The following is a 20,086-nucleotide window of genomic DNA, read 5'->3' on the forward strand; positions in this document are numbered from 1 at the left end:
TCGATCCCGACAACCGAACAATCCGGATGGAGGGCGTATGGGCAACCAAGATGATCTGCTGAGCGAAGACGACGTGCGCGGGAAGCGCGTGGCCGTCCTGATGACCGATGGCGTCGAACAGGTCGAGTACACCGCGCCGCGCCGTTTTCTCGAACAGAACGGGGTGCAGGTGACGCTGGTGTCGCCCAAGGGGGCAGGGGAGGAAGTGCAGGGCATGAACCACGACCAGCCCGGGGACAGGTTCAAGGTCGAACTGAGCCTGTCGCAGGCGAACGAGGCCGATTTCGACGCGTTGCTGCTGCCGGGCGGCGAGGAGAATCCCAAGCGCCTGCGCCAGATCCCGGAAGCCATCGCTTTCATCAGGAAATTCGACGAGGCCGACAAGCCGATCGCCGCGATCTGCCACGGGCCATGGCCGCTGATCGACGCCGGCATCGCGGAATCGAAACATCTCACCAGCTACCCGGCGATCAAGGACGACCTGGTCGATGCGGGGGCGGAATGGACCGACGACGAGGTGGTGGTCGACGGCAAGCTGATCACGAGCCGCACGCCGGACGATATCCCCGCGTTCAATGACGCGCTGCTGAAGGAGTTGCAGGTGATGCAGCAGGCGGGGGCGGATCCGGGGCCGACGTCCTGACAGATGGCGCGCCGGCTCAGGCCGGCATTTTTTCGTCAGGACGCAGGGTCAGTACGCGCACGCCGTGCCGGGTCACGGCCACCGTGTGCTCGAACTGGGCGGAAAGCTTGCCGTCGCAGGTGACGACGGTCCAGCCATCGTCCTGGGTCTCGACCGCGTTGCGGCCCTGGTTGAGCATCGGTTCGATCGTAAACACCATGCCTTCGCGCAGCATCAGGCCGGTTTGCGGCTTGCCCCAGTGGAGCACTTGCGGCGGCTCGTGCATTTCACGGCCAATGCCGTGGCCGCAGTATTCCCTGACGACCGAGTAGCCATTCTTGCGCGCATGCCGTTCGATCGCGTGGCCGACGTCGCCCAGCCTCGCACCCGGGCGCACGGCCTTGATGCCTTTCCACATGGCTTCGTAGGTGACTTGCACCAGCCGCTTGGCCTCGGTCGACACTGCGCCAACCAGATAGGTCTTGCTGGAGTCGGCGATGTAGCCGTTCTTTTCCAGCGTGATATCGAAGTTGACGATGTCGCCGTCTTGCAGCAGTTCGGCATCGGACGGAACGCCGTGGCATACCACGCTGTTGCGCGAAGAGTTCAGGGCGTAGGCGTAGCCGTATTGCCCCTTGCTGGCCGGGCGTGCCTCGAGCGCGTCGACGATGAAGCGGTCGACCAGGTTGTTGACCGCCATGGTCGACATGCCGATGAGGGGCTGTTTATCCAGGTGGCCGAATACGTCGGCCAGCAGCTTGCCGGCCTCGGCCATGAGGACGATTTCTTCGGGGCGCTTGGTCATGGCTAGGCTGCCGTCCGAAGTGCCTTGGCTTCGACTCCGGCCTCCCGCAGTTCTTGTGCGATGAGCTCGCTGTAGCTGAGCTTTGGATTGAGTTCGCACAGCAGGCCGATCTTGATCCAGAACGCGGCCTGGCCGTTGATCGAGCGGTAGGAGACCGTGCTTGCCTTGCGCAGCTGGTCGTGGAGGTCGTCTTCGATGTTTACAATGCCCATTTTATACTCCGTATATGTTACGTATATGAAGTATATATTGTGGCGCGATGGCGAGGCAAGTGCTCCTTGCTGGGCACGGCCGTTACTTGACATGGAACAGGGGTACAAAGCGTGCTTACATTTTCACGGGATCCGAGGCGACCCCTGGGTCGACGGACCGATACTCCGTGAGCAACGCGATGCAGCGGTGAACTGATACCAAGGCGTTTGCTCAAAGGCGACAAGGAACTCCGGATTTTCCACGAATGCTGCGTTCTACGCTGCCTGGGTGACTTGCATGCACAAGCGCTGCGCGCTTGCTTGAATGGGTGAATCGGAGAGGCCTTGCGCTTGCAAGCGCAAGGCCGCTACGCCGGCGCGCCGCGGTGCAGCGCGAAACCCCGGCTCCGCCCCTCGTCCGTACCGGACGAGGACACGATTCCCGGAGCCCAACACAGTATTCAAAAACAAAGCCCTCCAAGCTTGCGCCTGGCGTCCGGGTCCGCAGAGGCAAGCACAAGCGCTGCGCGCTTGCTTGAATGGGCGAATCGGAGAGGCCTTGCGCTTGCAAGCGCAAGGCCGCTACGCCGGCGCGCCGCGGTGCGGCGCGAAACCCCGGCTCCGCCCCTCGTCCGTACCGGACGAGGACACGATTCCCGGAGCCCAACACAGTATTCAAAAACAAAGCCCTCTAGGCTTGCGCCTGGCGTCCGGGTCCGCAGAGGCAAGCACAAGCGCTGCGCGCTTGCTTGAATGGGCGAATCGGAGAGGCCTTGCGCTTGCAAGCGCAAGGCCGCTACGCCGGCGCGCCGCGGTGCGGCGCGAAACCCCGGCTCCGCCCCTCGTCCGTACCGGACGAGGACACGATTCCCGGAGCCCAACACAGTATTCAAAAACAAAGCCCTCCAGGCTTGCGCCTGGAGGGCTTTGTTTTTGAATACTGGTGGAGGCGGAGGGAATCGAACCCTCGTCCGCAAGCACTCTACAGACAGTTCTACATACTTAGCACTATCAATTAATTTAACCAAGCCAACGGGGATGTGCACCCTTTGACCAAGCGAGTTACCTATTATTTAACAGTCGACCAAGTAACCCGGCCTACTGCGAGCCCCTGTAAATGACTCTACTGCCTTGCGGCCACCCCAGGGGCGAGGTGTTGTAGAGCTAGCAGCAATTAAGCTGCGAGTGCGTACGAGTTATCGTTTGCAGTTATGTGTTTCTGGATGTATTTACGAGGTAACCAGTCCTCGGTATGCCCTGCGCTGCTTTGCAACCCACGTCGAAACCAGGTCGCCCCCAGCGGTTTTATTGTACTCCAATTCGCTGCCGCGTGCAGGCGGCGCAGCGCAGTTTGCGCCCGGTGTCAAGTCGTCCGGATTTATGCTCACAGGATGACGAAACTACAATATGATGGCCCGTTACAGTCTCTGCAACCCGGCTTCTCGACAAGGAATGGCAATGGTCTGTATCGTCTGCGGTAATACTAAAACGGCGGGGCTCGCATCGTGGCACGCGACCTGTCCTGCATGCCACTATGAAAGCGCGGCGCTGTCCGTCGCCATCAACGAACACACCGGGCCGGCCGTCAACGAGGCCGAGCGCGAAGCCGGCCTCAAGGCCCTGCGGCTCGAGAACTTCCGCGCCATCGTCCAGTATGCCAAGCGGCATGCGCGGCCCGGTGGGCGCAGCCTGCTCGACGTGGGCAGCGCCCATGGCTGGTTCCTGGAGACGGCGCGCGACGATTTCGACGTGCTCGGGGTCGAGCCAGACGCCGTGGTCGGCTCGCGCGCCGCGGCGCGCGGCCTGCCGGTGCGGGCCGGCTTCTTCCCCGACGTGCTCAAGGAAGGCGAGTGCTTCGACGTCATCGTCTTCAACGACGTGATCGAACACATTCCCGACATCGGCAGCGCGCTGGAAGCATGCCGCCAGCGCCTCAATCCCGACGGCATCCTGATCCTCAACCTGCCGAGCAGCCGCGGCTTCTTCTACCGCCTGTCCAAACTCATCGCCCGGGTGGGCTGGCGCACGCCCTTCGAGCGCCTGTGGCAGAAAGACCTGCCGTCGCCGCACGTGCATTACTTCAGCCCCGACAACCTGTCCAAGCTGGTGGCCAACCGCGGCTTCGAGCTGGTCGACAGCGCCGAGTTGCCAGCCCTGCGCGCCAAGGGCTTGCGCGAGCGGCTCAAGTGCGCCGGCAATGTGCCGCTGCTGTCGCTGTGGGTGCAGTACGTCGCCATCATGTGCGCGATTCCCGTGCTGCGCGTGTTCCCGAGCGACATCATCGTCTGCATTTTTTTAAAAAAAACCGCAGGCTGACAGCGCCTGCGGTTCCGGGGAAGCGTGCTGTGACTGCTTAGCGGTTGCGGTTGGCGATCTCGTTGCCGAGCATGCCGCCGCCGATGATGCCGGCCACGGTGGCGAGCTTCTTGCCGTTGCCGCCGCCCACCTGGTTCCCGAGCAGGCCGCCGATCACCGCGCCGGTGCCGATGCCGACATAGTTCGGCTGTGCCGGCGCCGGGGCCGGGGCATGCGCGTAGTGGCGCGGCTCGCTGACCTTGCGGTCGCGGTAGACCACGCGGGTCTTCTCGACCACGCGGACCACCGGCTTTTCACGAATGATTTCCTTCACCACCACCGGCGCCGGCTGGGCCGCGGGTTGCGCATAGGCGACCGGCTGGGCCAGTTGCTGCGGGCCGGCGGCCAGTTGCATCGCCATCTGCGGCGTGACCGGGGTGGCCGACAGCGGCATCATGCCGGCCTGGCCCTGCACGGCGGCGGCGGGCACCATCACCACCTGGCCCTGGGCATTGGTCATCGGCACCATGCCGGGCTGCTGCAGGCCGTAAGGGGAAGCCGCGGCCAGCGGGTCCGATGCGCTCTTCGAGGTGGGCAGCAGGCCGGTAATCGCGGCCGCGCCGGTCAGGCTGACGATCACGACCGATGCTGCGGCGGCGGCCATCAGGGGATGAATGCGGTTGAGGCGTTGGGTGGTTTCCATGATCTGCTCCGATGACGTGTGGTTGTCGTATGGGAGTAGATTACTCGCAGGCACATCCGGGAGCTAGACCGAAGCCTGTATCAGTCGTAATGAGATGTAAGGAAGACCAAGCGGGCCGAGCGGCCCGCCTGCGGGGAAACTCAGGCCGCGCGTTCGGCCGTGCGCGCCGCTTCCACCACCTCGCGCAGGGTCTGCAGCAGGTCGGTCGGGGTGTCGAGCAGGTACTCGGCGCCCCAGGTGGACGGTTCGATCGCGCCACAATAGCCCCAGTTGCAGGCCACCGTGACCATGCCCGCCGCGTGGCCGGCTTCGACGTCGCGCTTGTCGTCGCCCACGTACCAGCACTGGGCCGGGTCGATGCCGAGGCGGCGCGCGCCTTCCAGCAGCGGTTCCGGGTGCGGCTTCGGGTGGGTGGTGGTGTCGCCCGAGATCACGCAGCCCGCATGCGACAGGCCGATCTGCGGGATCAGCGGGTCGGTGAAGCGGGCCGGCTTGTTGGTGACGATGCCCCAGCTCATGCCGGCCTGTTCGATCCCCAGCAGCAGTTCGGTCACGCCGCCGAACAGCGAGCTGTGCACGGCCATGGTTTCCTGGTAGCGGTCGAACCACTGCAGGCGCAGCTCTTCGTAACCTTCGTCGCCCGGCGCCAGGCCGAAGGCGGCGCCGATCATGCCGCGCGCGCCGGCGGAAGCGGTGGGGCGCAGCACCGAATACGGGGTCGGCGGCAGGCCGCGCTCGGTGCGCAGCCAGTTGACGGCAGCCGCGAGGTCGGGCGCGGTGTCGGCCAGCGTGCCATCGAGGTCGAACAGGATGGCACGCGGTGCCGGCAGGACGGTCGGGAGAGTCATGGAAACGTTCAGGTCAGGGCGGGATTAGAGCGGTTTACTGCACGCAACCATGTAGTTCACATCGGTGTCGTTGTTGAGCGAGTAAATCTTGGTGAGCGGATTGTAAGTCAGGCCTTTGAGGCCGTCGACCTGCATGCCGGCGAGGCGCGCAAATTGCGACAGTTCGGCCGGGGTGATGAATTTGCCATAGTCGTGGGTCCCGCGCGGCAGCATGCGCAGCAGGTATTCCGCGCCGATCACGGCGAACAGGTAGGCCTTGGCGTTGCGGTTGAGCGTGGAGAAGAATACGTGGCCGCCCGGTTTCACCAGCTTGGCGGCGGCCAGCACGATCGAGGCCGGGTCCGGCACGTGCTCGAGCATTTCCATGCAGGTGACCACGTCGTACTGGCCCGCTTCTTCATTGGCCATGTCTTCGGCCGCGATGAGCTTGTAGCGCACTTCCACGCCCGATTCCAGGCTGTGCAGGTCGGCCACTTTCAGGGCCTTTTTGGACAGGTCGATGCCGGTGACTTTCGCCCCCTTGCGCGCCATGGATTCGGACAGCACGCCGCCGCCGCAGCCGATATCGATCACGTTCTTGCCCAGCAGCGGGGCGCGGGCGTTGATCCACTCGAGGCGCAGCGGGTTGATTTCGTGCAGCGGACGGAATTCCGACGTCGGGTCCCACCAGCGGTGGGCGAGTTCGCTGAATTTCTGGATTTCTAATGGGTCTGCGTTCGTAGTCATAATCGGAATCATACTGGAAATGGGGGGGCGGACGGGGTGCCGCACGGAAAATTTGTGTGGGTTTTGCGAGCTGCACTCGGGCACTGGCCTGCGCCGGTGCGACCTTGGTTAAAGAGTCGATAACTCAAACAAAGTCGCTCCGGCGAAGGCCGGAGCCTAATTTTGCAAGCGCGCCGGTGACGCACGCCTGCGAGAGCCGAAAAAAAACCCCGCCGCAGCGGGGTTTCATCAGCAATCGCGAGGATTACTTGTTGACGGTACGGGTACCGACGACTTCGATTTCCACGCGGCGGTTCTTGGCGCGGCCGGCGGAAGTCTTGTTGTCCGCTTCAGGCTGCTTCTCGCCCTTGCCTTCGGTGTAGATGCGGTTTTCTTCCACGCCCTTGCCCTTCAGGTAGGTCTTGACGGCTTCGGCGCGGCGGATCGACAGTTTCTGGTTGTAGGCATCGGTGCCGATCGAGTCGGTGTGGCCGACGGCGATGATGACTTCCAGGTTCATGTCGCCCAGTTTCGAGCTCAGGTCGTCCAGCGCTGCCTTGCCGGCTGGCTTGAGCACGGCCTTGTCGAAGTCGAAGAAGGCGTCAGCCGAGTACGACACTTTTTCCGAGGTCGGCACTGGCGCCGGTGCTGGTGCAGGTGCCGGAGCGGCTTCGACGACCGGTGGCGGCGGTGGTGGCGGTGGGGCGACGCACTTGCCGTTTTCCAGTTTCTCTGGTGCGACGCAGATTGGCGCGTCGCAGCCTGGGACGGCGTCAGCCGGGGTCCAGTAACCGGTGCGCCAGCACAGGCCGAAAGGATTGCGGGCGATCACGCCGCGGCTGTCCTGCACGTAGGCGCTGTACGGGGTGCGTGCCTGGATGTCCGTGGTCAGCGGCGCATACGGTGCATCGGTCTGGGCAAATGCGTTGCCGGCGAAAGCAGCCGAAGCAGCAAGCAGGAGGGTAGCCAGTTTATTCATGTTCTTTTTTCCTTTTCGGGTGAATACCGCGCGAGCCGACACCGGGTGTTGTGGTCAAGATACTAACACAGCGTTCTCTGATGTCAGTTTCGCATTGTGAAACAAGCAATTAATTTCCTGTCCATTTTGCCACATGCACCAAAAACGCACGACTGCACCTAAATCAAACACAATGCATATTTCTTGCAACGTTGTTTTGTCGCAACATTTGGGCAAGCGTACTGGTGCGGCATCGACAATGCTGGAACTGTCCCGCCCCTGCCGAGGAATTGTGCTGACGATAACGGCACATGGTAGAATCGTCCGTTGCAACTCATAACCATTAGCCTGAAAGCAGTCGACCCGCCCAATGGATCAATTCGCAAAAGAAACAGTTCCCATTTCCCTCGAAGAAGAAATGCGCAAGAGCTACCTCGACTACGCGATGAGCGTGATCGTGGGCCGTGCTCTGCCGGACGTGCGCGACGGCCTCAAGCCGGTGCACCGCCGCGTGCTGTACTCGATGCACGAGAGTAATTACAACTTCAACCGCCCGTACGTGAAATGCGCGCGCGTGGTCGGCGATACCATGGGTAAGTACCACCCGCACGGCGACGCGTCGATCTACGACACGCTGGTGCGCATGGCCCAGGACTTCTCGCTGCGCTACACGCTGGTCGATGGCCAGGGCAACTTCGGCTCGATCGACGGCGACAGCGCCGCGGCGATGCGTTACACCGAGTGCCGCTTGGACAAGATCGCCAGTGAACTGCTGGCCGACATCGACAAGGACACCGTCGACTTCCAGCCGAACTATGATGGCAAGGAAAAAGAACCGACGGTCCTGCCGACCAAGATCCCCAACCTGCTGATCAACGGCTCGTCCGGCATCGCGGTGGGCATGGCGACGAACATCCCGCCGCACAATATCTCGGAAGTAATCAACGGCGCCCAGCACCTGCTGAAGAACCCGGACTGCACGATCGACGAACTGATCGAGCTGATTCCGGCGCCGGACTTCCCGACCGCCGGCATCATCTATGGTGTCTCGGGCGTGCGCGATGGTTACCGCACCGGCCGCGGCCGCGTGGTGATGCGCGCCAAGACCCACTTCGAAGAGTATGGCAAGGACGGCGGCCGCATCGCGATCATCATCGACGAGCTGCCCTACCAGGTCAACAAGAAGTCGCTGCTCGAGCGCATCGCCGAGAACGTGCGCGACAAGAAGCTCGAAGGCATCAGCGACATCCGCGACGAGTCGGACAAGTCCGGCATGCGCGTGGTCATCGAGCTCAAGCGCGGTGAAGTGCCGGAAGTGGTGCTGAACAACCTGTACAAGCAGACCCAGCTGCAAGACACCTTCGGCATGAACATGGTGGCGCTGGTCAATGGCCAGCCGAAGCTGCTGAACCTCAAGCAGATGCTCGAGTGCTTCCTGTCGCACCGCCGCGAAGTGGTCACGCGCCGCACCGTGTTCGAACTGCGCAAGGCGCGCGAGCGCGGCCACATGCTCGAAGGCCTGGCCGTCGCGCTGGCGAACATCGACGACTTCATCGCGATCATCAAGGCCGCGCCGACGCCGCCGATCGCGAAAGTGGAGCTGATGCAGAAGGCCTGGGATTCGTCCCTGGTCCGCGAGATGCTGTTGCGTACCGCCGAAGGCAATACCATCGGCGGCATCGACGCCTTCCGTCCGGAACACCTGCCGAAGCACTACGGCATGCAGGCCGACGGCCTGTACAAGCTGTCCGACGAACAGGCCCAGGAAATCCTGCAGATGCGCCTCCAGCGCCTCACGGGCCTGGAGCAGGACAAGATCGTCAACGAGTACAAAGAAGTCATGTCGCACATCGCCGACCTGCTCGACATCCTGTCGCGCCCGGAACGCGTGACCACCATCATCAGCGACGAGATGGTGCAGATCAAGACCGACTACGCCGACAACGGCAAGGACACCCGCCGCTCGGTCATCGAACACAATGCCAGCGACCTCGATACCGAAGACCTGATCACCCCGCAGGACATGGTGGTCACCCTGTCGCACACCGGCTACATGAAATCGCAGCCGATCGCCGAATACCGCGCCCAGAAGCGCGGCGGCCGCGGCAAGCAGGCCATGGCGACCAAGGACGAAGACTGGATCGACCAGCTGTTCATCGCCAATACGCACGACTACATGCTGTGCTTCTCGAACCGCGGCCGCATGTACTGGCTCAAGGTGTGGGAAGTGCCGCAGGGTTCGCGCAACTCGCGCGGTAAGCCAATCGTCAACATGTTCCCGCTGCAGGATAACGAGAAGATCACCGTCATCCTGCCGCTGTCGGGCGTGAACCGGACCTTCCCGGAAGACCACTACGTGTTCATGTCGACTTCGCTCGGCACCGTGAAGAAGACGCCGCTGAAGGACTTCAGCAACCCGCGCAAGGCGGGCATCATCGCGGTCGACCTGGACGATGGCGACTTCCTGATCGGCGCCGCACTGACCGATGGCCAGCATGACGTGATGCTGTTCTCGGACGGCGGCAAGGCGGTGCGCTTCGACGAGAACGACGTGCGCCCGATGGGCCGTACCGCGCGCGGCGTGCGTGGCATGAACCTGGAAGAGGGCCAGCAAGTCATCGCACTGTTGGTGGCCGAGAACGAGCAGCAGTCGGTGCTCACGGCCACCGAGAACGGCTTCGGCAAGCGTACCCCGATTACGGAGTACACCCGCCACGGCCGCGGCACCAAGGGCATGATCGCGATCCAGACGAGCGAGCGTAACGGCAAGGTGGTGGCCGCGACCCTGGTCGACACGACCGACGAGATCATGCTGATCACGACCGGCGGCGTGTTGATCCGCACCCGCGTGTCCGAGATCCGCGAGATGGGCCGCGCGACCCAGGGCGTGACCCTGATCGCCGTCGAAGACGGCACCAAGCTGTCCGGCCTGCAGCGCATCGTCGAGACCGACCTCGAAGAAGTCGAGCTCGAACAGGCGCCTGAGTAAGAAGCACAGCGGGCCGCCTCGATGCGGCCCGTTTTTTATCACCTGTCAACGGGCCTGCCGGCCCGCATGGAAAACCAATGAAGAAGTTTGTCGTCGCCCTTACCGCTGCCGCCGCCTTTGCCGTGCTGCCTTCGTTCGCCCTGGCCGCGCCCGCAGCCGACCCGCAGGCCACGGCCGCCGTCAAGGCCATGCTCGATGCGATGGAAATGCGCAAGAACATGCTCGCCATGTACGCCGAAATGCAGAAGGCGATGCCGTCGATCATGCGCCAGCAGATGGTGGGCCTGATCCAGGCCGACCCGAAGCTCAATGCCGAGCAGAAGAAGGAAGCCATCGCCAAGGCCGAGAAGGCGCTGCCGCAAGTGGCCCAGACCGTCGGCAAGATCTTCAACGACCCGGCCCTGATCGATGAAATGATCACCGAAATGGTGCCGCTGTATACCAACAACTACACGGTCGACGAAATCAAGCAGCTCACCGCTTTCTACAAGAGCCCGATCGGCCGCAAGATGATGGCGCTGTCGCCGAAGCTGTCGGCCGAAGGCATGGCCATCGGCCAGCGCGTCGTCACGCCGCGCCTCGGCAAGCTGATGCAGGACCTGATGCAGGACGTGCAGAAACCGTAAGGACACAGAAAGGACCGCCGGATGGCACAAGCAACACCGATCTTCAATTTCTCGGCCGGCCCGGCCGTCCTGCCGAAGGAAGTGCTGGAGCAGGCAGCCGCCGAGATGCTCGACTGGCATGGCAGCGGCATGTCGGTCATGGAGATGAGCCACCGCGGTCCGGAATTCATCTCGATCTACCAGCAGGCCGAAGCCGACCTGCGCGAGCTGCTGGCGGTCCCGCCGAACTACAAGATCCTGTTCATGCAGGGCGGGGGCCTGGGCCAGAACGCCATCATCCCGATGAACCTGGCCGGATGCTGCGCCCAGCCGGCCACGATCGACTTCGTGCACACCGGTTCCTGGTCGGGCAAGTCGATCAAGGAAGCCAAGCGCTACGCCAACGTCAACGTGGTGGCGTCGGGCGAAGCGGGCGGCTTCACCGCCGTGCCGCAGCAGGCCTCGTGGAACCTCAGTTCGGGCGCGGCCTACCTGCACATCTGCACCAACGAAACCATCGACGGGGTCGAGTACAACTTCGTCCCCGACATCGATGCGCGGGTGCCGATCGTGGCCGACATGTCCTCGCACATCCTGTCGCGCACCATCGACGTGTCGAAGTACGGCGTGATCTTCGCCGGCGCCCAGAAGAACATCGGCCCGGCGGGCCTGACCTTGGTGATCGTGCGCGACACCCTGCTGGACGACGCGCTGCCGATCTGCCCCTCGGCCTTCCACTTCAAGACCGTGGCCGAGCACGAATCGATGTACAACACGCCGCCGACCTATGCGATCTATATCGCCGGGCTGGTGTTCGCCCACCTCAAGAAGCTGGGCGGCGTGGCGGCGATGGAAAAGATCAATATTGAAAAAGCGCGCCTGCTGTACGCGGCGCTCGATGCCGACGACTTCTACGAGAACCGCGTCGCGCATGAATACCGTTCGCGCATGAACGTACCGTTCTTCCTGCGCGACGAATCCCAGAACGACAAATTCCTGGCCGGCGCGAAAGCGCGCGGGCTGCTGCAACTGAAGGGCCACAAGTCCGTCGGCGGCATGCGGGCATCGATCTACAACGCGATGCCGCTCGAGGGTGTGCAAGCCCTCGTCGATTATTTGAACGAATTCGCAGGACGTTAAACTTGCAACGCCGGGATGCCCGGTTCTTGTAGGGTGGTCGGCTCCGCCGACCGCGCGTCCAACCGGTGCATGCACCACCGCGAATTTGCCAACGCCCGATTTTTGGTTAACAGAATATGTCCGACAAACTCCAGCCCCTGCGCGAACAGATCGATGCGATCGACGCGCAAATCCTCGACCTCCTGAGCCGGCGCGGCCAGGTCGCCCAGCAGGTCGGCCATGTGAAAGCCGAAACCAATGCCCCGGTATTCCGCCCCGAGCGCGAAGCCCAGGTGCTGCGCGGCGTCGCCGAGCGCAATCCCGGTCCGCTGAAAGACCGCGACGTCCAGACCATCTTCCGCGAGATCATGTCGTCCTGCCGCGCGCTGGAAAAGCGCGTCACGGTGGCCTATCTGGGCCCGTCCGGCACCTTCAGCGAGCAGGCAGTGTTCCAGCAGTTCGGCACCGCCATCGAGGCGCTGCCCTGCGTGTCGATCGACGAAGTGTTCCGCGCCACCGAGGCCGGCACCGCCGACTTCGGCGTGGTCCCGGTGGAAAACTCGTCAGAAGGCGCGATCAACCGCACCCTCGACCTGATGCTGGCCACCACCACCGTCATCAGCGGCGAGATCTCGATCCCGGTCCACCACAGCCTGATGACGAAAACCGGCTCGATGGACGGTGTCACGGTGGTGTGCGCGCATTCGCAGGCGCTGGCCCAGTGCCAGGTCTGGCTCAACCTGCACCATCCGGGCGTCGAACGGCGCGCCGTGGCCTCGAACGCCGAAGCGGCCGTGCTGGCCAGCCAGGATCCGACGGTGGCGGCGATCGCCAGCGAGATGGCGGGCGAGCAGTACCAGCTCGGCGTGGTCCAGGCCCACATCCAGGACGACCCGCACAACCGCACCCGTTTTGCCGTGATCGGCAGCCTGCATACGGGGCCATCGGGGCGCGACCACACCTCGATCGTGCTGGCCGTGCCGAACAAGGCCGGCGCCGTCTACAACCTGCTGGCGCCGCTGGCCAGGCACGACGTGTCGATGACGCGTTTCGAGTCGCGCCCGGCCCGCATCGGTACCTGGGAATACTACTTCTATGTCGATATCGAAGGCCATGTGGTCGACGCCAACGTCGCGCGCGCCCTCGAGGAACTGAAAGACAACGCCGCCTTCTTCAAGGTGCTCGGTTCCTACCCGCAAAGCCTCTGACTCCCTCCACTTTTATTCGAGAACCTCCATGTCGCAACTCGGTCCAGATTACGTCCGCGCCATCGCCCCATACCAGGCCGGCAAACCCATCGCTGAAGTCGCCCGCGAATTCGGCCTCGACGAAGCCAAGATCGTCAAGCTGGCCTCGAACGAGAACCCGTTCGGGGTGCCCGAATCGAGCCGCGCCGCCATGGCCCAGGCCGCCGCCGACCTTGGCCGCTACCCGGACGCCAACGGCTTCGAACTGAAAGCCGCGCTGTCCGCACGCTACGACGTACCCGCCGAATGGATCACGCTCGGCAACGGCAGCAACGACATCCTGGAAATCGCCGCGCACGCCTTCGTGCAGCGCGGCGAAGCCGTGGTGTACTCGCAGTACTCGTTCGCCGTGTACGCGCTGGCCACGCAGGGCGTGGGCGGGCGCGCCATTGTCGTTCCGGCCCAGGACTACGGCCACGACCTCGACGCCATGGCCGCCGCCATCGATGCGGATACCCGCCTGGTGTTCGTGGCCAACCCGAACAACCCGACCGGCACCTTCATCCCGGCCGCGAAGATCGAAGCCTTCCTGCAGAAAGTGCCGGCCAACGTGGTCGTGGTGCTGGACGAGGCCTACAACGAATACCTGGCGCCGGAGCACCAGTTCGAGTCGAGCCAGTGGGTGCGCAAGTACCCGAACCTGGTGGTTTCGCGCACCTTCTCCAAGGCCTACGGCCTGGCCGGCCTGCGCGTGGGCTTCGCCATCGCCCAGCCGGCGGTGACCGACCTGATGAACCGCATCCGCCAGCCCTTCAACGTCAATTCGCTGGCGCAGGCGGCGGCGATTGCTGCGCTGAACGACAAGGCCTTCCTGGACAAGGGCGCGCAAAACAACGCCGCCGGCTACCGCCAGATGATCGCGGCCTTCGAGGAACTCGGCCTGCAGTACGTGCCCTCGTTCGGCAACTTCGTGCTGGTCAAGGTGGGCGACGACGAGCAGGCCGGCGCGCGCGTCAACCTGGCGCTGCTCAAGCAGGGCGTGATCGTGCGCCCGGTTGGCAACTACGGCTTGCCGCAATGGCTGCGCATCTCGATCGGCCTGCCGCAGGAAAACGCGACCTTCATCGAGGCATTGAAAAAGGTGCTCGGCTAGATGATCGGCCGCCTCGTCATCGTCGGCGTCGGCCTGATCGGCGGCTCGTTCGCGCTGGCGCTCAAGCAGGCCGGCGCGGTACGCAGCGTGGCGGGCCTGGGCCGTTCGGCGCAAGCGATGGAAAGGGCGCTCGAACTGGGCATCGTGGACGAGATCTGCACCTCCGCGCAAGAAGCGATGTGCGGCGCCGACCTGGTGCTGCTGGCCGCGCCCGTGGGCCAGACCGGGGCCATCCTGGAGTCGCTCCTGCCGCACCTGGAGTCAAACACCATCATCACCGACGCCGGCAGCACCAAGAGCGACGTGGTCGCCGCGGCGCGCGCGGCGCTGGGCGGGCGGATCGGGCAGTTCGTGCCCGGCCACCCGATCGCGGGCAGCGAATCGAACGGGCCGGACGCCGCCATGGCCGGCCTGTACCGCGGCAAGAAGACCGTATTGACCCCGCTGCCGGAAAACGACCCGGCCGCGGTGGAGCGCGTGGCCGCCGCCTGGCGCCTGTGCGGTTCGCTCATCCACAAGCTGAGCCCAGCTGACCACGACCGCGTATTCGCGGCCGTGAGCCACCTGCCGCACCTGCTGGCCTATGCGCTGGTGGACGACATCGCCGCCAAGCCGCACGCCGGCCTGCTGTTCCAGTACGCCGCCAGCGGCTTTCGCGACTTCACGCGCATCGCCGGCTCCTCGCCCGAAATGTGGCGCGACATCAGCCTGGCCAACCGCGATGCCCTGCTCACCGAGCTCGATGCATATCTGGCACAATTAACGACATTGCGGGCGACGCTCGCCGCAGCCGACGGCCACGGCCTCGAAACCGTTTATGCGAACGCGCAGCGCGCGCGGCGCGAATGGATCGAGGCCATCGAGGCCGGCTCGCCGCCCCAGCTCCACCAGGACACAGAATGACGCAGTCTACACACTACCCCGAACACATCGACCTCGAACCCGTGATCCACGTGGAAGGATCGGTGCGCCTGCCGGGCTCCAAGAGCATCTCTAACCGCACGCTGCTGCTGGCAGCGCTGTCCGAAGGCGCGACCACGATCCACGACCTGCTGGCCTCGGACGACACCATGGTGATGCTGGGCGCGCTGCGCTCGCTGGGCATCAAATGGGACGAGATCGACGAACGCACCGTGGTCGTCCACGGCAACGGCGGCGTGCTGCCGGTGCACGAGGCCGACCTCTTCATGGGCAACGCCGGCACCGCGATCCGCCCGCTCACCGCAGCGCTGGCCGTGATCGGCGGCGACTACACCCTGCATGGCGTCTCGCGCATGCATGAGCGCCCGATCGGCGACCTGGTCGAGGCGCTCAATGAAGTCGGCGCGCAAATCGACTACACGGGCGAGCCGGGCTTCCCGCCGCTGCGCATCCGCCGAGGCCGCATCGCCGCCAGCCGCATGGCGGTGCGCGGCAATGTGTCGAGCCAGTTCCTCACCGCCTTGCTGATGGCCGCGCCGCTGATGGCGACGAGCCACGCGGTGTCGATCGACGTGGTCGGCGAACTCATTTCCAAGCCCTATATCGAGATCACCCTGAACCTGATGCGCCGCTTCGGCGTGACGGTGGAGCAGAACGGCTGGGCGTCGTTTACCGTGCAGCCGGGCCAGCGCTATACGTCGCCAGGCAGCATCCACGTCGAGGGCGACGCCTCATCGGCGTCCTACTTCCTGGCGGCCGGCGCGATTGCCGGCGGCCCGGTGCGGGTGGAGGGCGTGGGCGAGAACAGCATCCAGGGCGACGTGCGCTTTGCCGATGCATTGGAGCGCATGGGCGCCATCGTCACGCGCGGCGACAACTGGATCGAGGCGCGCTCGAATGGCGTGTTGAAAGCCATCGATGCGGACTTCAACCATATTCCCGATGCGGCGATGACCATCGCGGTGGCCGCGCTGTATGCGGACGGCCCGAGCACGCTGCGCAACATCGCCAGCTGGCGCGTGAAGGAAACCGACCGCCTGGCCGCCATGGCGACCGAACTGCGCAAGGTCGGCGCCGAGGTGGAGGAGGGGCCGGACTACATCCGCATCACCCCGCCCGAGCAGCTCAAACCCGCCACCATCGACACCTACGACGATCACCGCATGGCGATGTGCTTCTCGCTGGCTTCGCTGGACGGCAAGGCAAGGCGCGGCAACGCGATGCGCATCAACGACCCGAAGTGCGTGGCCAAGACCTTCCCGGAGTACTTCGAGGCGTTTGCCGGTATTGCCAAGAACGAGCTGTTTTAAGAAGAAGGGTGCTATGCCGAACAATCCTATTCCCGTCATTGCCATCGATGGACCCACCGCCTCCGGCAAGGGCACGGTCGCGGCCAAGGTCGCCGAGCGCCTCGGCTTTCACCTGCTCGATTCGGGCGCGCTGTATCGCCTGACGGCGCTGCAGGCGCTGCGCCGCGGGCTCGAATTGCGCGACGAGCACGGCATCGCCAAGCTGGCCGAGCACCTGCCGGCCCGCTTCGTGGGCGGCGATATTTTCCTGAACAACGAGAACGTCACCGCGGCGATCCGGGCCGAGGAAGTAGGCAATATGGCATCGAAGATCGCCGCGCTGCCGACCGTGCGCCAGGCGCTGTACGGCCTGCAGCTGGGCTTTCGCGAAACCCCCGGCCTGGTGGCCGACGGACGCGATATGGGCACGGTGATCTTTCCCGGCGCAAAATTAAAAGTTTTCTTGACCGCAAGCGTGGAAGCACGCGCTGGGCGCCGATATAAGCAATTGATTGACAAAGGGATTTCTGCTAATATGGACGATCTCCTGTCGGATTTGAAGGAGCGAGACGAGCGCGACACCAAGCGCGCGATCGCCCCGCTGGTCCCGGCAGCGGATGCGCATTTGCTCGATACCTCGGCAATGACGGCTGCGGAAGCGGTTGAACAGGTGCTGGCGTGGTATGCGCATCCTTGATTTGTATGACAGTTTTTGAGATGGCGGTTTTTCCGGAGTAGTCAGCCTGAAAACCGTCGTTGTCTCCACTGGAGACAACGACTTCTGGCGAAGGCCGGAACCCAAGTTCGTTGCGTCATCGTTGGCTCGAGTCATCGCCGCGGGAAACGCAGAGGAAATTGGGTCCCGGCCTGCGCCGGGACGACGTGCTGGGGCAGGTGGTACGGGTGGCAGCATCGATGCTCCACTGTCCACCGAACCAGCACATCGTCCACGTAGGGTGCCTGCAATCACATCCCGTGCTTGCAGGTGTGTTCTAACCTAACCCCAGTTCAGTCCGCACTATCGCCGGCCTGCTGGGCTCACTCGAGTAATAAACTTTTATGTCTACTGCAACCACCGAAGCAACCGGTATGGAAAGCTTTGCCGCCCTGTTTGAAGAATCGCTGTCGCGTCAAGACATGCGTTCGGGCGAAGTCATTTCCGCTGAAGTCGTCCGCCTGGATCACAACTTCGTGATCGTCAACGCGGGCCTGAAGTCGGAAGCTTTCATCCCAATCGAAGAATTCAAGAATGACCAGGGCGAGCTGGAAGTCGCAGTTGGCGACTTCGTCTCCGTGGCCATCGAATCGCTGGAAAACGGTTTCGGCGATACCATCCTGTCGCGCGACAAGGCCAAGCGCCTGGCTTCGTGGCTGGCACTGGAAAAAGCAATGGAATCGGGCGAGATCGTCACCGGTACCGTCAACGGTAAAGTCAAAGGCGGCCTGACCGTCCTGACCAACGGCATCCGCGCATTCCTGCCGGGTTCGCTGGTTGACACCCGTCCAGTCAAGGACACCACCCCGTTCGAAGGCAAGACCCTCGAATTCAAGGTCATCAAGCTGGACCGCAAGCGTAACAACGTGGTGCTGTCGCGCCGCGCTGTCATCGAAGCTTCGATGGGCGAAGAGCGCCAGAAGCTGATGGAAACGCTGAAAGAAGGCACGGTCGTGACCGGCGTCGTCAAGAACATCACCGACTACGGCGCGTTCGTGGACCTGGGTGGCATCGACGGCCTGCTGCACATCACCGACCTGGCATGGCGTCGTGTGCGTCACCCGTCGGAAGTGCTGTCGGTTGGCCAAGAGATCACCGCCAAGGTCCTCAAGTACGATCAGGAAAAGAACCGCGTCTCGCTGGGTGTCAAGCAGCTGGGCGACGATCCTTGGACCGGTCTGTCGCGTCGTTACCCACAAGGCACCCGCCTGTTCGGTAAAGTCACGAACCTCACCGACTACGGCGCGTTCGTCGAAGTCGAGCAGGGTATCGAAGGCCTGGTCCACGTGTCGGAAATGGACTGGACCAACAAGAACGTGGCGCCAAACAAAGTTGTCCAGCTGGGCGACGAAGTGGAAGTCATGGTCCTGGAAATCGACGAAGAGCGTCGCCGTATCTCGCTGGGCATGAAGCAGTGCAAAGCGAACCCATGGGACGACTTCGGCATGACCCACAAGAAGGGCGATAAAGTCCGTGGTTCGATCAAGTCGATCACCGACTTCGGCGTCTTCATCGGCCTGCCAGGCAACATCGATGGCCTGGTCCACCTGTCGGACCTGTCGTGGACCGAAGCCGGCGAAGAAGCCGTGCGTCGCTTCAAGAAGGGCGACGAGCTGGAAGCCGTGGTCCTGGCAATCGACGTCGAGCGCGAGCGTGTTTCGCTGGGCGTGAAGCAGCTCGAAGGCGACCCGTTCAACAACTTCTCGTCGCTGAACGACAAGGGCACCCTGGTCACCGGCACCGTGAAATCGGTTGAGCCAAAAGGCGCCGTGATCGCCCTGAGCGAAGAAGTCGAAGGCTACCTGCGCGCTTCGGAAATCTCGCGTGACCGCGTGGAAGACGCTGGCACCCACCTGAAAGTGGGCGACAAGGTCGAAGCTCTGGTCATCAACATCGATCGCAAGGCTCGCAGCATCCAGCTGTCGATCAAGGCGAAAGACAATGTCGAGACCCAGGAAGCGATGCAGAAACTGTCGTCGGACAACAGCGCAGCGACCGGCACCACCAGCCTGGGCGCCCTGCTGAAAGCCAAGTTCGACAACAAGAACTAAGACCTCCTGAGGCGACCAGATGACCAAGTCCGAGCTGATCAACCGACTGGCTGAGCGTTATTCCCAGCTGGTCGCGAAAGACGCGGAATTCGCTGTCAAGACCATCCTCGATGCGATGACCAACGCCCTGGCGACCGGGCAACGCATCGAGATCCGCGGTTTCGGCAGCTTCGCGCTGAACAGCCGGCCCCCGCGCATCGGCCGCAACCCGAAGTCCGGCGACAAGGTGATGGTGCCCGAAAAACGGGTGCCTCACTTCAAGCCAGGCAAGCAGTTGCGCGAGCGGGTGGACGCAATGGTCGGGCAACCGATTATTGAAGACTGAAGTCGTCTGCGTTGTGCAGGCAAAAGCGGCGTCTCCTTGGAGATGCCGTTTTTTTTTGAGCTTAGTGGTTTGCATGTGAAATTGGGTTCCGGCCTGCGCCGGAACGACGGTCTTTGGGCTAAAGATAAACTCAAACAACGTCGTTCCGGCGAAGGCCGGAACCCAAGTTAGTTGCACCGCGTTAGCTTAACCGTGCACCCCAACCGCCCAGCACCCACACGCCTTTTGAAATATCATGTTGAATATGCGACACTTCGCCTTTCTGCACTCAACCAGCGGGCCCTGCTGATGAAATTTGTTTCGACGATTGCCGGCATCATCCTCTTCATCCTGTTCTTCGGCTTCGCCCTGAAGAACACCCAGGAAGTCGACCTGCATTTCTTCCTGAATTACGAACTGCGCGGACCCCTCGTGCTGATGCTGCTGGCCTTTTTCATCGCCGGCGCCGCACTGGGTATCCTGGCGCTGACGCCGACCGTGTTCCGCCAGCGCCGCCAGACCTCGCAGCACAAGAACACCATCCAGGCCCTGCAGAGCGCCGCCGGTACCGGCACGGCCCCGCCGGCCCCGGATGCCGTGAACCCGGCGCCCAAGCTGTCCTGAGC

The 20,086-nt window shown here is 63.4% G+C and carries 19 protein-coding genes and 1 other RNA gene; 13 read left to right on the plus strand and 7 right to left on the minus strand.

The window, feature by feature from the left end; all coding sequences use genetic code 11:
- Positions 1 to 37: 37 nt before the first annotated feature.
- On the plus strand, positions 38 to 643 hold the full coding sequence (locus BM031_RS18945; protein ID WP_091876119.1) for a type 1 glutamine amidotransferase domain-containing protein: 606 nt from the start codon (positions 38 to 40) through the stop codon (positions 641 to 643).
- A 16-nt stretch (positions 644 to 659) separates the two neighbouring features.
- On the opposite strand, the gene map is transcribed toward BM031_RS18945, so the two are convergent.
- From map to ssrA, 3 genes are all read right to left on the minus strand, one after another.
- Positions 660 to 1,427 (minus strand): type I methionyl aminopeptidase, encoded by a 768-nt coding sequence (map, locus tag BM031_RS18950; protein ID WP_091876120.1) that lies wholly within the window; start codon positions 1,425 to 1,427, stop codon positions 660 to 662.
- A 2-nt stretch (positions 1,428 to 1,429) separates the two neighbouring features.
- Positions 1,430 to 1,639: a ParD-like family protein gene (locus tag BM031_RS18955; RefSeq protein ID WP_091876121.1), complete on the minus strand. Its 210-nt coding sequence runs from the start codon at positions 1,637 to 1,639 to the stop codon at positions 1,430 to 1,432.
- Positions 1,640 to 2,559: 920 nt separating this feature from the next.
- Positions 2,560 to 2,916: a transfer-messenger RNA gene (gene ssrA, locus BM031_RS18960) on the minus strand.
- Positions 2,917 to 3,076: 160 nt separating this feature from the next.
- Here ssrA and BM031_RS18965 point away from each other — a divergent pair.
- Positions 3,077 to 3,934 (plus strand): class I SAM-dependent methyltransferase, encoded by an 858-nt coding sequence (locus BM031_RS18965; RefSeq protein WP_091876122.1) that lies wholly within the window; start codon positions 3,077 to 3,079, stop codon positions 3,932 to 3,934.
- Positions 3,935 to 3,971: 37 nt separating this feature from the next.
- Here BM031_RS18965 and BM031_RS18970 read toward each other — a convergent pair whose 3' ends face one another.
- The 4 genes from BM031_RS18970 to ompA all read right to left on the minus strand — a co-directional run bounded on the left by BM031_RS18970 (position 3,972) and on the right by ompA (position 7,148).
- The gene (locus tag BM031_RS18970; RefSeq protein ID WP_091876123.1) at positions 3,972 to 4,616 is read right to left on the minus strand and encodes a glycine zipper 2TM domain-containing protein; all 645 of its coding nucleotides are present in this window, start codon (positions 4,614 to 4,616) and stop codon (positions 3,972 to 3,974) included.
- Between the two features lie 140 nt (positions 4,617 to 4,756).
- Positions 4,757 to 5,464: an HAD family hydrolase gene (locus BM031_RS18975; RefSeq protein WP_091876124.1), complete on the minus strand. Its 708-nt coding sequence runs from the start codon at positions 5,462 to 5,464 to the stop codon at positions 4,757 to 4,759.
- A 24-nt stretch (positions 5,465 to 5,488) separates the two neighbouring features.
- Entirely contained in the window at positions 5,489 to 6,190 is a 702-nt protein-coding gene (gene ubiG, locus BM031_RS18980; protein ID WP_091876125.1) for a bifunctional 2-polyprenyl-6-hydroxyphenol methylase/3-demethylubiquinol 3-O-methyltransferase UbiG, read from the minus strand.
- Positions 6,191 to 6,434: 244 nt separating this feature from the next.
- The gene (ompA, locus tag BM031_RS18985) at positions 6,435 to 7,148 is read right to left on the minus strand and encodes an outer membrane protein OmpA (protein ID WP_091876126.1); all 714 of its coding nucleotides are present in this window, start codon (positions 7,146 to 7,148) and stop codon (positions 6,435 to 6,437) included.
- A gap of 349 nt (positions 7,149 to 7,497) precedes the next feature.
- Here ompA and gyrA point away from each other — a divergent pair, with 349 nt between their 5' ends.
- The 11 genes from gyrA (at position 7,498) to BM031_RS19040 (ending at position 20,084) form a co-directional block, all read left to right on the plus strand.
- A complete protein-coding gene (gyrA, locus tag BM031_RS18990; RefSeq protein ID WP_091876127.1) occupies positions 7,498 to 10,116 on the plus strand; it encodes a DNA gyrase subunit A in 2,619 nt (872 codons plus the stop codon).
- 77 nt (positions 10,117 to 10,193) lie between these two features.
- Entirely contained in the window at positions 10,194 to 10,742 is a 549-nt protein-coding gene (locus tag BM031_RS18995) for a DUF2059 domain-containing protein (protein ID WP_091876128.1), read from the plus strand.
- A gap of 21 nt (positions 10,743 to 10,763) precedes the next feature.
- Positions 10,764 to 11,861, plus strand: coding sequence for a 3-phosphoserine/phosphohydroxythreonine transaminase (gene serC / locus BM031_RS19000; protein WP_091876129.1), 1,098 nt, complete (start codon positions 10,764 to 10,766; stop codon positions 11,859 to 11,861).
- A 116-nt stretch (positions 11,862 to 11,977) separates the two neighbouring features.
- Positions 11,978 to 13,048: a prephenate dehydratase gene (pheA, locus tag BM031_RS19005; RefSeq protein ID WP_091876130.1), complete on the plus strand. Its 1,071-nt coding sequence runs from the start codon at positions 11,978 to 11,980 to the stop codon at positions 13,046 to 13,048.
- Between the two features lie 28 nt (positions 13,049 to 13,076).
- Positions 13,077 to 14,180, plus strand: coding sequence for a histidinol-phosphate transaminase (gene hisC, locus BM031_RS19010; RefSeq protein ID WP_091876131.1), 1,104 nt, complete (start codon positions 13,077 to 13,079; stop codon positions 14,178 to 14,180).
- Positions 14,181 to 15,083, plus strand: a complete 903-nt coding sequence (locus BM031_RS19015) for a prephenate dehydrogenase (RefSeq protein ID WP_091876132.1) — start codon at positions 14,181 to 14,183, stop codon at positions 15,081 to 15,083. It begins immediately after the preceding gene.
- A complete protein-coding gene (gene aroA / locus BM031_RS19020; RefSeq protein ID WP_091876133.1) occupies positions 15,080 to 16,411 on the plus strand; it encodes a 3-phosphoshikimate 1-carboxyvinyltransferase in 1,332 nt (443 codons plus the stop codon). Before BM031_RS19015 ends, aroA begins: the two co-directional genes overlap by 4 nt.
- A 13-nt stretch (positions 16,412 to 16,424) precedes the next feature.
- A complete protein-coding gene (gene cmk / locus BM031_RS19025; RefSeq protein WP_091876134.1) occupies positions 16,425 to 17,087 on the plus strand; it encodes a (d)CMP kinase in 663 nt (220 codons plus the stop codon).
- Positions 17,088 to 17,479: 392 nt separating this feature from the next.
- Positions 17,480 to 19,156 (plus strand): 30S ribosomal protein S1, encoded by a 1,677-nt coding sequence (gene rpsA, locus BM031_RS19030; RefSeq protein WP_091876135.1) that lies wholly within the window; start codon positions 17,480 to 17,482, stop codon positions 19,154 to 19,156.
- A gap of 19 nt (positions 19,157 to 19,175) precedes the next feature.
- Positions 19,176 to 19,481, plus strand: a complete 306-nt coding sequence (locus BM031_RS19035) for an integration host factor subunit beta (RefSeq protein ID WP_027864826.1) — start codon at positions 19,176 to 19,178, stop codon at positions 19,479 to 19,481.
- Positions 19,482 to 19,769: 288 nt separating this feature from the next.
- Positions 19,770 to 20,084, plus strand: a complete 315-nt coding sequence (locus BM031_RS19040) for a LapA family protein (protein ID WP_091876136.1) — start codon at positions 19,770 to 19,772, stop codon at positions 20,082 to 20,084.
- Positions 20,085 to 20,086: the final 2 nt, after the last annotated feature.

Origin of the sequence: Massilia yuzhufengensis, assembly GCF_900112225.1 — a bacterium.
Classification (GTDB): domain Bacteria; phylum Pseudomonadota; class Gammaproteobacteria; order Burkholderiales; family Burkholderiaceae_D; genus Telluria; species Telluria yuzhufengensis.

Excerpts from the sequence above, each read along its gene's own strand:
- pheA (WP_091876130.1), top strand. The coding sequence starts at position 11,978 with ATGTCCGACAAACTCCAGCCCCTGCGCGAACAGATCGATGCGATCGAC.
- aroA (WP_091876133.1), top strand. The coding sequence starts at position 15,080 with ATGACGCAGTCTACACACTACCCCGAACACATCGACCTCGAACCCGTG.
- BM031_RS19040 (WP_091876136.1), top strand. The coding sequence starts at position 19,770 with ATGAAATTTGTTTCGACGATTGCCGGCATCATCCTCTTCATCCTGTTC.
- BM031_RS18995 (WP_091876128.1), top strand. The coding sequence starts at position 10,194 with ATGAAGAAGTTTGTCGTCGCCCTTACCGCTGCCGCCGCCTTTGCCGTG.
- map (WP_091876120.1), bottom strand. The coding sequence starts at position 1,427 with ATGACCAAGCGCCCCGAAGAAATCGTCCTCATGGCCGAGGCCGGCAAG.
- cmk (WP_091876134.1), top strand. The coding sequence starts at position 16,425 with ATGCCGAACAATCCTATTCCCGTCATTGCCATCGATGGACCCACCGCC.
- gyrA (WP_091876127.1), top strand. The coding sequence starts at position 7,498 with ATGGATCAATTCGCAAAAGAAACAGTTCCCATTTCCCTCGAAGAAGAA.
- rpsA (WP_091876135.1), top strand. The coding sequence starts at position 17,480 with ATGGAAAGCTTTGCCGCCCTGTTTGAAGAATCGCTGTCGCGTCAAGAC.
- BM031_RS18965 (WP_091876122.1), top strand. The coding sequence starts at position 3,077 with ATGGTCTGTATCGTCTGCGGTAATACTAAAACGGCGGGGCTCGCATCG.
- ompA (WP_091876126.1), bottom strand. The coding sequence starts at position 7,148 with ATGAATAAACTGGCTACCCTCCTGCTTGCTGCTTCGGCTGCTTTCGCC.
- serC (WP_091876129.1), top strand. The coding sequence starts at position 10,764 with ATGGCACAAGCAACACCGATCTTCAATTTCTCGGCCGGCCCGGCCGTC.
- BM031_RS19015 (WP_091876132.1), top strand. The coding sequence starts at position 14,181 with ATGATCGGCCGCCTCGTCATCGTCGGCGTCGGCCTGATCGGCGGCTCG.
- hisC (WP_091876131.1), top strand. The coding sequence starts at position 13,077 with ATGTCGCAACTCGGTCCAGATTACGTCCGCGCCATCGCCCCATACCAG.
- BM031_RS18970 (WP_091876123.1), bottom strand. The coding sequence starts at position 4,616 with ATGGAAACCACCCAACGCCTCAACCGCATTCATCCCCTGATGGCCGCC.
- BM031_RS19035 (WP_027864826.1), top strand. The coding sequence starts at position 19,176 with ATGACCAAGTCCGAGCTGATCAACCGACTGGCTGAGCGTTATTCCCAG.
- BM031_RS18945 (WP_091876119.1), top strand. The coding sequence starts at position 38 with ATGGGCAACCAAGATGATCTGCTGAGCGAAGACGACGTGCGCGGGAAG.
- ubiG (WP_091876125.1), bottom strand. The coding sequence starts at position 6,190 with ATGACTACGAACGCAGACCCATTAGAAATCCAGAAATTCAGCGAACTC.
- BM031_RS18955 (WP_091876121.1), bottom strand. The coding sequence starts at position 1,639 with ATGGGCATTGTAAACATCGAAGACGACCTCCACGACCAGCTGCGCAAG.
- BM031_RS18975 (WP_091876124.1), bottom strand. The coding sequence starts at position 5,464 with ATGACTCTCCCGACCGTCCTGCCGGCACCGCGTGCCATCCTGTTCGAC.